Genomic DNA, 12,355 nt, shown 5'->3' with positions numbered 1-12,355 from the left:
TAACGATTTATCGCTATTCTTGTTGTTCATGGTGATGGGTGTAGATGCTGATCAATTCCTCCAGCTTATGTATCGTCTTATATGGCTTGGCTTCAAGAGTGTCATCCCATGGTTCCCTATCTCTTGAACACCATATGGCTTGCAAGCCGCTCCGTGATGCTCCGACAATATCATTGCGTGGATGATCTCCGACATACCAAGTCTCTGAGGGCAGAGTATGAAGACGCTGAAGCGCGATTCTGTAAATCTCGGGATCCGGTTTCTTCATGCCCACCTCTTCCGATATCACAATCGTATGGAAGTAAGATCGAATGCCTAAATGGCGAATCTTCTCCTCCTGGACTTTAACGGTACCGTTGGTGATCATTCCGAGACGTACGCCTTGGGATCTGAGAAAATCCAAGACCGAAATCAGCTGATCCATTGCTTTAATACACTGGGGGATCTCATTTCTGAAAAAGGTTAGGTATTCATCTACCGTTGGCGGCTTCATCCATGGCAGATGCTGCACCAGCATCTGGTGGACTTCCCGTTTATCCCGGTAACCGTTTTGATCCGCTTCCTTAAAGCGCTCGGTTATCATAAGCTTGGTCACTTCATCAGAATCAGGAAAGTATGGAGTAATCAATCGCTGAATGAACAAGTCAATGGCAGCCCTTCGGTCCGTCAACGTTTCATCCAGATCGAAGACTATCGCTTTTATTGTCATAGACACCCCGCTTTCCCCTACCTCGTTACGATCTCGTAACTCTTTACATAACCACGTTCATTCAAATAGATGAAGAGCTTCTCACTCTTGTAATCCATCCTACGCAATGCGCCAAGATCATACACCACTGTATCATCATCATCGACAGCCCGATTGGCACTATCGCTGGCACCGAGGAGATCCATCACTTCCGCCGGGGTTAAGCCCACGAGGTTATGCTCCTGTAGAAAATCGTTCACCATCAGCGCACGCTGCTCAGGATAACCCACCCATCGATTGTAATCAAAACGCTGCAACGACAGGTTGTAACTTAAGGCGTAGATTGAGAAAAATAGGAGCAGTACACCGATTATGATGGTAGACGCATAATGCTGCTTCAGTAACATGCTCCATGTTGTTCTGGATATCCGATACAGAATGAACAACAGCAGCAGTACGGGTAAGGACACCCACGATACCGATACAAAAGATAACGCAATATGATAATGATAGATTAACCGGATAACAACTGCGGCGTAAATCACAACATATATTCCTACGACCAACCCTAGAACGGCGGCATGCGAATTCCAGACGTAATTTCTATGATCTGCGATACGTTGTGCACCTCCAAGCTATGTATTAACCCGAATTCTTACGGACTTTATTATCCAGATCAAACACAATTCCACCATATGCATACTCCGACCTCCAGCTCATGGCCGTCGCTCCTCTAACAAACTACGCATTTCACGCTTCGATATAGATGTAATCTGGGCGATGTGATGGCGGTTATGCCATACGAATCGCTGCAGCGCGATATCAAGGGTAATGCTACCAAGCACTTGGGTTCTCATGGTTCTTTGGAAATCCTCAGGCTTTAATTCCTTGAGCAAAATTAAAAAACGGAAATGAAGTGTTTCCAGCAGCGTAAGCGAGTTCTCAATGGGAACCTCGCTGTAATCACTCAGCTCCGCCCATAAATCCTCCCGGTATGAACTCGCCATGGGTTCATCCTCGGTCAGTGCGCGTTTAAAACGCAAATAAGCGTTCATATCATTATCCGCCAAATGGTGAATAATCTGCCGAATGCTCCACCCGCCCTCCCGATAAGAGGCATCCAGTTCGGACGGAGTCAGGTTCATAATAATTTGCCGAAGGGTCGGTACGATAGCAGGAATCTGCCCAATGAACTGCTGCCTTTCTTCCTTAGTGGGTTCTTCGTGAGGTGTAAACGAACCAATCGGATAACGGATGGCATCCACTTTTATACATCCTCCCAACGTTTTCTGAACAACATTGACCAACGCAACAAGTTAAGACATATGAATATGCACTTACCCGGAAGTTAGAATCAAAGGCGTGTTAAACAGGGCAAGCGAGTGCCCCCCGCCACTTCTCCTGTAAAATGAAACATAACCACATAATGATTCAAACTGCTGAGAAAATGATACACGCCTGTCGTACTTGTCAATTTGACATCATAACCTGTCTCTTCCTTCGCTTCTCTTATAGCTGCCTCAACAATATCTTCCCCTGGCTCGATCCGCCCTCCCGGAAAGCTCCATTTATCCTGTACCACGGGTTTGTTCTCCTGGATGATCAACACCTGATCTTCTTGAAAAAGAGTAATGCTTACCACAAGTACGATACCCTTCTTCGTCATAGTCCCCTACCTTTACACATGTTCTAAAATAAAGCCCCACCCTGACGTTATCCACTCTTCTCCCTCATAATCATCCATTCGCGTCCAAAGGGGTCCCTAAAATCCAAAAACCACGCAAAACCCTCGTCCCGAATCTGTTCCATTCTTGCTCCGGCCGTGGACAGATAGGAATGCAGCTCTTCGATATCCCGATTGGTTCTGAATATAAATGAAGCCGCCGTCGTTAATTCCAATTCTCTTGTTTCGTCCACGCTCTCTAATAACAGATTGGGACTGTTGTAGAGCGTCAACATATAGAAGCCCTCATCCTGCATTAATATCTTGAAGCCTAAATACCGAGTGTACCAATCCGCCGCCAGCCCGATGGTATCCTTCGTGAAGATCATACGGATGTCATCCAGACGATCCAGCACAGGAATTGGGTCGGTCGACGTTTCATTATGATGTAAAGGAACAGGTTTATAACCATTCTCAACATAGAGTGCTTCAACCTCACGCTCCCCGATGGCACGATTATAGATCCGCAGATCGTCCAAGCGCCCCTGAAAAAAGAAGTAAGGTTCATCGGTAGATTTTCTGCCCACATACATGGGTTCGTCAGGATAAGGTGTGAAGCTGCCTGATCGTTCGGCTGTGTGTTGGCCATTCACATACATTCGGTAACGGGAGTCCTCATAGATCAGGACCACATGATACCAGTGTTCCTTCACAATCCTGGCATTCATCATCAGGTCCGGCTCCCGCAGGAAACCATGGAACGTAATGTATTCATCCTTCGTGCTGAGCTGTAACGCCCGGTTCTGATGGTGACCGTCCTGAGAGACAATCGCGCTATGCCACCCCCGCAGCACCTGATGTGCGTCATAATAACACCATACTGATATAGAGAAAGCATTCTTCGATAGCATCGGCGGTTTATCCATTTGAACATAGTCACTTCTGCCGTTCAGCGTTAAAGCTCCACCCTTCCTGCCGAAGCGGTCGGGACCATACTCCCCGCCCTCCAGCCGTCCATGACGCCCCTCCCCGCTGGTATCCTGCACATCACCGTCGAACAAATATTCCAGAACAAGGCCGCTTCGTAAATCGATAGGATGTAAGGATCTGCCAAATATCTCGTCAATCGTGGTTCCAAATACATCTGCCAGCAGTGGTATATGGATAATGTCCGGGCAAGTTTGCCCATTCTCCCATTTACTTACCGCTTGATAACTGACACCCAGCCCATTAGCCAATTGCTCCTGTGTCATACCAAGCTGTTTTCGCAGCCTGACGATATTGTTGCCCATCACGTTGTTTGCCTGATTCATGAATCCAAGATCACCTCGTTCTCCATGAGATGCATCTAATATAAACCAATCTTTAACCAAAAAGTATAACGCAGCAGTAGAACGCCGGTTCCTGATATTCAACCTCCGGTTGAGTCGATTATTACTCTCGGCTTAACTTTAGTTTATTGACCTCAGGCACTTGCAAGATTCTATTCAAATCTTCGTCTGTTCCGCGTTGCCTCATCAAGCCATGAGATAAGTCCCAGCTTGCTAACGTACATTTCGTTTTGTACTACTATATAAGGAAAAGGCATACCTTCTGATGCTCCCTGCTCTCTTAGCGCATTGTCGGATGAAATGATGCTCTTCACCTGATACTCGGTAAGGTTCAAGAACTCCGCTGTTTGTTCAAGAGTCATTAACGGAGGATCGGTTTGCACAGAATCAGCTCCTTCTGTAACGGCAGGCACATACTTTGAATCCTCAGCACCCTGAAGGATGAAACTGGCGGCAACGATGGATATTCCGATAATCAAAGAACTGATCAATGCGCTGTAATTCAATGGCTTCAAAATTTATCACCTCGATTCATCCATATATTCCGTATACGCTCACCCATTTCCTCCACGAACATCCAAAACCAAAGCAAAAACCTAAAATATTGTAAATACGCTGCCTGCCAGAAATAGGTTATGATATGGGCAAATCAGGAAAGGAGGACAGCAGGATACATCTAATTTTTAGAAGATTTACGAGTCTCGCACATGACAAAGGAGGAACCCTTATGAGAATCCCCAAAATCACCAGCCTGTTCATGATGCTTACATTTCTGACAACAACGTCTCTCTCCGCTGCCAGTGCGCCGGCAGGCACAGCTGAAACTTCATCAGGTCCACTGCGGATCATGAGTTTTAACCTGCGCTATGCTGCGAATGATGATCAGCCATGGGAGAACCGGCGACCGGTGATGAGGAACTTGATATTAGAGAATCAACCGGATGTCATCGGAACTCAGGAAGGCCTTCACCGCCAAATCGTTGATTTGGAGAACGACCTCCCGGGATATGGCCGAATCGGAGTTGGCCGCGAAGGCGGGGAGTTAGGAGAATATATGGCTGTTTTTTATAAAATGGATCGGCTTAAGCCTTTGGAGCAGTCGCACTTTTGGCTGTCGGACACCCCGCAGATCATCAGCTCTGCAAGCTGGGGAAATCAGATCCCGCGCATGGTAACCTGGGTCCGCTTCCAGGACCTGAGGAACGGCAAAACCTTTTATATGGTAAACACGCATCTGGATCATCAATCCGAGGTTTCCCGGCAGAAGAGCGCAGCGCTCATTATCGATAAAATGAAGGGCTTTGCACCAGATATCCCCGTGGTTATGACGGGCGATTTCAATACCGTTCCGGGAAGCGATACGTATTCTATTTTTACAAGCAATGGGCTGTCGGATGGACACATCACCGCCAAGAAGCATACTAACGATGACCTGGGGACCTTCCATAATTACAAGGACCCTACGGGTGGCGGCAGCGGTAACCGGATTGACTGGATTCTGCATAGCACGGGATGGAATGTCCTGCACAGCGAGATTATTAATTACAATGAGGAGGGGCAATACCCAAGCGACCATTATCCGATCATGATCACGGGCACGCTGCAGAAGACCAACAAAACCACGGAGGAAACAGTACCCAAGCTCCCTTTGACCACCGCCCTGCACATCACGGAAGTCGTGGCTAACTCCAGCGATCAAGGCAATTATAATTATGTGGAGATTTACAATCCCCATGACCGGGAGATCGATCTGGAAGGGTACCAAATCTACTATTATTACGACCCTGCTCTTCCATTCGACAAATCGAAGTCCAACCGCTGGACGATTGCAAAGGACCGATACAGCACGGACACCATCATTCGTCCCAACGAAACCAAGGTCATCTGGATCAAGAAGCAGCCTTGCTGTTATGACCTGAGCAGGGAGCAGTTCCTTGCCGACTATAACGCGAATGAGAACGACCTCTCGCCTTCTCAGCTGCTTGCCGTCTTCACGCCGGGCAACAATCAGGGATTGAACGGCACCTCCACCAGTGGACGCTCGTTAGGTATTTCATCCCCTTCGGGTACGCATCTCGTCGGAGTGCAATTCAATAACGGGCAGCTGGATGCCGGCGTCAACGAATCGATCACCTACCTGGAGCCTCTGCCGCTTACCAGCATCATGCAGAAAAAGGAGACTCACCAAGCCCCTTCGCCTGGTCAGCCTTAAAATGATTATGAAGATCACTCAAACCTTCCATGAACCTTCCGTATTACAAGGGGTATGGAAGGTTTTTTAGGTAATTCAACTTATACCATTTAGTTCTATGTAATTAATTCATCCTATTTATGTTATAATATATTACATAAATATTGTTAATTCTCATAATTCCGATGTATAATGCTGCTAGATTGATATTATACATACGAGTTAGGGGAGATAATATGCCATTAATGAGAACAACAACGCGTAGATCACTAACTGTTGCTTTATGCAGCCTCTCTTTGTTGACAGCTGTACCCGCACATGCCGCAGGGAATACGTCGTTTCCTATCCTGCAATCCGTTAGCAAAGATCAGATCAAAGCGGATTATTACGTTCCCAGTTCCCTGGAGAACATCAGCTGGGGGTTTCTGCCGAATCGGGACAGCAAATCCATCCTGACTGTCTCCTCCGGCAGCACCATCACTTTTGATACATTATCCCATGAGGGAATTCTCGAAGACCAAGGACGGGATCCGGAGAAGTATTTTGCTTCGTTCGGTATCCAGCCGGATCAGGTGCTTAATGATGCTAAAGCGATTGCCGCATCTGATCTTCCGCATGATTTTGACGCAGATGGTCCGCATGTGGTAACGGGGCCCATCGACATTCAAGGGGCTGAGCCTGGTGACGTATTGAAGGTTGAAGTGCTGTCTCTTACTCCCCGAGTTCCCTATGGCGTCATTTCCAATCGGCATTACAAGGGCGCACTTCCCGGTGAATATCCAGAGAATGAGGGGCGCAAGGAAGGAGCAAACGCGGCGAATCCCGAGTTATATCAAAATATATCCAAATTTACACCGGTAGAAGAAATCAACGGCAAGCTCTATGGCGTGCTTCCCATTGAAAAGGGCGGCCAGGTTCGCTTTCCCCTTAAACCTTTCATGGGCCTTATGGGCGTGGCGCCAGATACCAGCGAAAAAGTAAGCAGTGTCCCGCCGATCGAAACGGGAGGGAATATCGATATCAACGAGCTCGGTGTCGGCTCGACCCTGTATCTGCCGATCCAGGTTAAAGGCGGACTCTTCTATACCGGAGACCCTCACTTTGCACAAGGAGACGGCGAAGTCGCATTGACTGCGATGGAGGCCTCCCTTCGCGGTACCTTCCGATTAACTGTGCTAAAGCCGGGAGATCCCTCCCTTCCGCGAGCCGAGCTCAAGCAGCCTTTTGCCGAAACCGAGGATTACTGGATTCCCGTCGGTCTTGACGCAGATCTGGATGAGGCCATGAAGGAAGCGGTACGTGAAGCGCTTGGTTTCCTGAATGAGAAGCTTGGAATGGATCGCGCAACCGCCTATGCTTACATGAGTGCCGCCACGGACTACGAAGTCTCCCAGGTTGTGGACAAAACGAAGGGAATACATGCCCTCATCCATAAGAGGCATTTCATCAACAATCTCAAGCTCTCCATCGCCATCCATGGCTCCACCCTGCCTTCCTCCATCATTAATGACGAGTTCTACGTTCCCCTTCGCTCGGTGGCTGAGGGTTTGGGATATGAAGTGAAGTGGGACCCTAAGAAATATGCCGCCCTTGCTTCAGCCGACGGCAAGACTGTGACGATCCCGATCGGGCAGGCTATCTTTGAAATGGATGGCAAGGCGGTCTACAACAGCGATGCCGCAATGATGAAGGACGGCGTCACCCTGATTCCGATCCGGAGTATTCCCGTTCTATTTGGAGCCCATGTGAACTGGACCACCAGCGGGAATGAGCTGAAGGCCAGCGTAACCCCTCCGCTGGATTGATCTCATTTTTTCTTAATTGAATATTTCTCAATTCAAAAAGTCCCCCTAAACAGCTGGACATACACACCAGCTAAGGGGGACTTTCATGTTAAATCGATGTGGATTTATATTGGACCTCTAAACACTGTTTGGCGATATAAAAAATTTGACCCATATGCTCCGAATAATGCGTCGCACATTGATGCAGAATATCCAGATTCGTTCTCTCCGTCCCCCTTACCGATTGAACCTGTTCAAAATCGTCATTCGACATGGAGCTGACTGTGTCTATAAGGAACTGGAACCGGTTCTTCACGATTTGGATCAAATCATCCCGGCTTACAAACGTCTGGGTCAATTCTTCCTCCCGGTTCCGCATAACGTCTTGATGCAGAATCCCCTTCGTTACTCGCTCCTTCATATTGCCATCGATATGCCTGATCAGCGTAGATATGCTTAAACTTGAAGGTCTTGGCCTCCAATTGACTTGCTCATCGTTCAACTGCACCAGCACTTTGAGCGTACGGCTGCGGATGTTGTCGAACTTCGTAATCAGCCATTGTCGGTTGAAATCATGATCCATATCCAATCACTCCTTATCAGGTATGATAAAAGATCTTTGTTTCATGCCTTCGTTGCCTTCCATATATATTTGAGCTCACGGACCCCCAGCCGCCCATCGATCTGATTCTCCCGTATCTTGGCTTCAAGCTCACCCTTTCGTTCCGGCAAGGTGAAATCGGGATTACCAGGCGTATCCGACAAATTTAATGCAAATTCAACCCCACTCGGGAAGTAAGTTACCGCTTCATTAAATTCTTCGATCGTTACATCAACGTAGCCATTCTCGGACAATCGTCTTCTCACGTCAGTCACATCAGTATGTATGCCGAAGATGGTTCCGCCAGAACACAGAATTCGCGGATGCTCCAGGATGGAGGTTGGACCCCGCCGATCATAGATGAAATCAAACTGGCCATCATGAAAAGGCAGCTCCGCCTTCGTGGTGGCATACACAAATTCAACATTACCGATTCCGCTGGATTCCAGTAGGGATTGGGATATTCGAATCATCTCAGCGGAGTTGTCAAAACCTGTGATTTGCTCTGCATGTCTGGACATTTTGAGCGTGAATTCACCATGTCCGCAGCCTGCATCCAGCACCGAACGAAATGTTGGCAGCATCTCTACCAATCGCTCCTCGTACACGTCCTCAGCCGACCTTCCGACCACCGTGTATTTCGCTCTTCCTTGGTATCCACCGTTCCGGCGTGCGATCATGTCGTACCAATCTATTCCCATGCGTTCCCTCCTCCGTCATCAGATGCAATCCTATTTAAAGATAGCAGAATCCTGTTGTTATATGAATAAGCAGAAATACTCACTTGATCTAATGAGTTAAAATATTACCATTTTGAATGATAAAGTCAACGGCCACTCTTCTATTAAAAACCCCTAAATAGGTCTTTCGTAATAAAAAACAATTGATATTGTCATAATTTGTCGTCTACAATAGTGGAATATAAAACCAATACATAGAGACATACAGGAGGCAATCATGTTGTTAAAAAGGTGGCGCCGATTATTCGCTTTAACTCTTATTCTATCACTATGCATGACGTCTATGGCAAGTGCAGCGGAACCCAGCACATCCAAATATGCCTGGGCCGAGAAATCCGTTGATTTTCTTAGGTCTCAAGGGGTATTTGAGAATATGGAGTATCGAACCCAAACATTAGGCAAGATGGTGACCAAGACCGATCTTACACTTATGGTTCATCGGCTGTTTCCCGAGTTCCGGGTTCCCAGCGACAAGAAAGTCAACATTCCGGGCGTGCCCAATGGACACTCGTCCTATCCCATTTTCAAGGATGTTTACGGCAGCATCTCTAGCGGGCTAATTGAAGCAGCCGACAAAATAAATTATCACAATGAAACATTCACTTACCAGCCGGAGAAAGTGTTAACACGCTGGGACCTGTTGATTACGCTGAATGCGCTCTTTAAAGATATCGGTTACGCACTGGTACTACCGGAGGGTGAAGATATTGCCAGACTTCGTTCGTTTAAGGATATCCCCAAGAGATATTTCAATTCCTACAACCAATATGAAAAATGGAAGTATGCTTATCAGCCGTTAGCGCCTGAAATTGGGTTGCTGCAAGACAAAAAATGGGGGCCTTCGCTAGCTTCGGACCTTGATTACGTCAAAGCCTATGCCCTGCTCGGTTTTGTCGAGGCTGGCATCATGAAGCCCGACGCAAAAGGATATTTTCGTCCAGATCAAAAGGTGACCTTAGCCGAAACCTCGGTCATTCTGCATCGCATATACAACTACTATGAAGGCGCCAGCTATATTAAGGCACCGTCGCAGGACGATCTCATTCCGAACGGAACAAAAGTCTACATGTATGCAGGATCGCGATCGGGACACGGAGTAAGTCCGGTTTCTGATTTTGCTCTGATGAATCCCGATGGCGCCTCGGAGTTCTATCTCGCCATGAACGCTTCAGAGAAACTCGACTTGCAGATCAACATAAACGGGGAGCCTTCCTATTACACTTACGAACAATTGAGCAATCCTAAACAGCCTGTTCGAATATCCCTGAATGGCGCACACTATGCAGAATTCTTTCCAATCATTCGGAGCAAGGGTCAAAAAGCCACCAACGATAATAATAGCATTGAAGTTCAGTATTATTATGCCGATACCTTACAGGACTTCACCAAATTATTGGAATAAGAGCCCAATCTATCATTAGCTCAATACAAAGGGAGTGCAGCTGTTGTATACAGCTAACACTCCCTTTCCTATTAGAAAACAGCTGCAGCGATTCGTTGTTTGCATCCTGGTACATCAGTCTCCCTCAGGTTACCTCTCGAATTATAAATTAAGTTTGGCTACAGATTCTCCTGCAGACCACGGCATAACCCCGATCTCCTCAAAACCTGCTTTCACGTACAGCTGTCTTGCCTGTTGGTTCTTCGGGTCAAAACTCAGCATGAGGACATTCGTCCGATCAGGTTTGTTGCGGATTTCTTCAATTATGAACCGCAAAGCCTCTTTGCCGTACCCCTTCCCTTGATGATGCCCATCTATCATGTATCGATAAATCCAGTAGTTTCCGTCATCCGAATCCAAGCCGTACATTGCAAAACCGACCATCGTCTGATCATTGTAAATAGCCATCGCCTCAAAATTCTCAAGGAATTGGAACTGGGCAATCGAATACAGATTGGAAGCAATAAAGCTTTCCTGCTCCGGTTTCGCTTTCAGTTTAATGCATTCCGTCCAATTCTCCTGGTTAACAGGTTGCAGTCTAATCATGTCATACTCCTTTCACTCACCCACAAATTCCTTCCATAACACACCCATCCAAATAATACCATACAGATCCCAAGTTTATGTGGGATTAAACGGATTTAGATAAAGTCTTCCCGTCCCAAACGGCAGGTTATATAAACCGCTCCGCCTTTTATTTAGCACATATCGGAACACTTTATCATTTACTATAGTGATTCTACTATAGTGAAGAGGTGATTCATATGGCTTCTGTCAATGCTGTTCCCCAGCCGGATCTTGTATTAATCAACTGGTCAAGAAACCCTCTCGTTGTTGGCTCTCCTCGCAGAATTCTTGCTGCGCGCGTAATCGGCAGCTCTTCACCTTGCAGAGCAGATTTGACACCGAATGCATTATTAAGCACAGCCTTGGCCTGCTTGCTGGATAATGATGTAGGATTCAAAATCGTATTCCGCAAAAGAACATCCAACATTAGCGGATACCTGTTATTGCAACGTGTTTGAAAACTCTATTTGAACTATTCGCTCCATGAAATCCCATCGTTTACCAGAATAGATTGCCCAGGAAATATCTCTGAGGACTTATTCTAGTACAATGAAAAAGCAAGCAGGATCCTGTACAGGATCCTGCTTGCTTCTTTGTATGAACCGCTGTTCAACCTTTTTCAATCTCTCATTCATATCTCTTCTATAGTCTCTATATATTACTTCACTTGAGCGACACTTACAGCCACCTTTTCCAGCTGTGCTTTGCTTAAGGAATGATCCGGTGAGCTGATCGTTACGTAGCGATCATGGAATTGGAATCCCAGCATAGCCGTATCATCCGGCGTATACCATTTAGCTTTGGTTCCGTTGGACAGTGTTACGGGTGTGCTGTCATACCCGTGAGAGTAGTCTCTTGGGGAGATATAGACCGTCATATGTTTAAATACCATATTGACTCCATCTTCCGATGTCCCTGTCTTTTGGTACACATCCCCTTGGATCATCTGATTAGGAGCATAGGGTGTTGTGAAACCATCGAATTTAGCGAATGCGCTTTTGATTTCTTTTAACTGGGCGTCGCTGTATTTCACTGTGGTGAGCTCGGACGTCTGTCCGTTTCCAGAATGGCTTCCGATCAGCACCTGGTTATTCTTCGCATCGTACTGAACAGGAACATTCAGCACGTCCGCAATCGCGCGAACAGGGAGATACGTAGTGTTTTTATAGGTGATAGGGGTCAGCTTCCCACCTGTGTTATAGGCTGTACCTTCGACTTTGATGCCAATGCTATGATTCAGGTAAGCCGAGATTTTCTCCAGGTTCGCTCCTGCATATACGCCGACTGCTCCCGTTAATGTCATACCTAATACGGCAACTGCCACCATTGATTTTCTCAGCTGTTTCATT

The 12,355-nt window shown here is 46.8% G+C and carries 13 protein-coding genes and 1 pseudogene; 3 read left to right on the top strand and 11 right to left on the bottom strand.

What is annotated here, in order from left to right:
* Nucleotides 1-13: 13 nt before the first annotated feature.
* The 6 genes and pseudogenes from WDY75_RS10455 to WDY75_RS10430 form a co-directional block, all read right to left on the bottom strand.
* Entirely contained in the window at nt 14-709 is a 696-nt protein-coding gene (locus tag WDY75_RS10455; RefSeq protein ID WP_063480143.1) for an HAD family hydrolase, read from the bottom strand.
* A 17-nt stretch (nt 710-726) separates the two neighbouring features.
* Entirely contained in the window at nt 727-1,233 is a 507-nt protein-coding gene (locus WDY75_RS10450) for a hypothetical protein (protein ID WP_063480144.1), read from the bottom strand.
* A gap of 171 nt (nt 1,234-1,404) precedes the next feature.
* A complete protein-coding gene (locus WDY75_RS10445) occupies nt 1,405-1,953 on the bottom strand; it encodes a YfiT family bacillithiol transferase (protein WP_006211576.1) in 549 nt (182 codons plus the stop codon).
* Nucleotides 1,954-2,069: 116 nt separating this feature from the next.
* Nucleotides 2,070-2,354 (bottom strand): annotated as a pseudogene (locus WDY75_RS10440) (NUDIX hydrolase); the annotation flags it as partial.
* Nucleotides 2,355-2,401: 47 nt separating this feature from the next.
* Complete coding sequence (locus tag WDY75_RS10435; RefSeq protein WP_063480145.1) at nt 2,402-3,664, bottom strand: LamG-like jellyroll fold domain-containing protein; 1,263 nt, start codon at nt 3,662-3,664, stop codon at nt 2,402-2,404.
* A 170-nt stretch (nt 3,665-3,834) separates the two neighbouring features.
* Nucleotides 3,835-4,197, bottom strand: coding sequence for a hypothetical protein (locus WDY75_RS10430; protein WP_063480146.1), 363 nt, complete (start codon nt 4,195-4,197; stop codon nt 3,835-3,837).
* Nucleotides 4,198-4,409: 212 nt separating this feature from the next.
* On the opposite strand from WDY75_RS10430, the gene WDY75_RS10425 reads away from it, so the two are divergent.
* On the top strand, nt 4,410-5,894 hold the full coding sequence (locus WDY75_RS10425; RefSeq protein WP_063480147.1) for an endonuclease/exonuclease/phosphatase family protein: 1,485 nt from the start codon (nt 4,410-4,412) through the stop codon (nt 5,892-5,894).
* Between the two features lie 215 nt (nt 5,895-6,109).
* The gene (locus WDY75_RS10420) at nt 6,110-7,678 is read left to right on the top strand and encodes an acetamidase/formamidase family protein (protein ID WP_063480148.1); all 1,569 of its coding nucleotides are present in this window, start codon (nt 6,110-6,112) and stop codon (nt 7,676-7,678) included.
* A gap of 88 nt (nt 7,679-7,766) precedes the next feature.
* On the opposite strand, the gene WDY75_RS10415 is transcribed toward WDY75_RS10420, so the two are convergent.
* Both WDY75_RS10415 and WDY75_RS10410 read right to left on the bottom strand, forming a co-directional pair.
* Complete coding sequence (locus tag WDY75_RS10415; RefSeq protein WP_006211583.1) at nt 7,767-8,240, bottom strand: DinB family protein; 474 nt, start codon at nt 8,238-8,240, stop codon at nt 7,767-7,769.
* A gap of 41 nt (nt 8,241-8,281) precedes the next feature.
* A complete protein-coding gene (locus WDY75_RS10410) occupies nt 8,282-8,959 on the bottom strand; it encodes a class I SAM-dependent methyltransferase (protein ID WP_063480149.1) in 678 nt (225 codons plus the stop codon).
* Between the two features lie 256 nt (nt 8,960-9,215).
* On the opposite strand from WDY75_RS10410, the gene WDY75_RS10405 reads away from it, so the two are divergent.
* Entirely contained in the window at nt 9,216-10,400 is a 1,185-nt protein-coding gene (locus WDY75_RS10405) for an S-layer homology domain-containing protein (RefSeq protein ID WP_063480150.1), read from the top strand.
* Between the two features lie 141 nt (nt 10,401-10,541).
* Here the strand turns inward: WDY75_RS10405 and WDY75_RS10400 are convergent, their stop codons facing one another.
* From WDY75_RS10400 to WDY75_RS10390, 3 genes are all read right to left on the bottom strand, one after another.
* Nucleotides 10,542-10,985: a GNAT family N-acetyltransferase gene (locus WDY75_RS10400; protein ID WP_063480151.1), complete on the bottom strand. Its 444-nt coding sequence runs from the start codon at nt 10,983-10,985 to the stop codon at nt 10,542-10,544.
* 214 nt (nt 10,986-11,199) lie between these two features.
* Nucleotides 11,200-11,433: a hypothetical protein gene (locus tag WDY75_RS10395; protein ID WP_006211589.1), complete on the bottom strand. Its 234-nt coding sequence runs from the start codon at nt 11,431-11,433 to the stop codon at nt 11,200-11,202.
* Between the two features lie 231 nt (nt 11,434-11,664).
* Nucleotides 11,665-12,354 (bottom strand): stalk domain-containing protein, encoded by a 690-nt coding sequence (locus WDY75_RS10390; RefSeq protein ID WP_063480152.1) that lies wholly within the window; start codon nt 12,352-12,354, stop codon nt 11,665-11,667.
* Between the last annotated feature and the right edge of the window lies 1 nt (nt 12,355).

It is taken from the genome of Paenibacillus glucanolyticus, from assembly GCF_037333485.1.
GTDB classification, from domain to species: Bacteria; Bacillota; Bacilli; order Paenibacillales; family Paenibacillaceae; genus Paenibacillus_AQ; species Paenibacillus_AQ glucanolyticus.
This window is presented reverse-complemented; position numbering and strand designations above follow the sequence as displayed.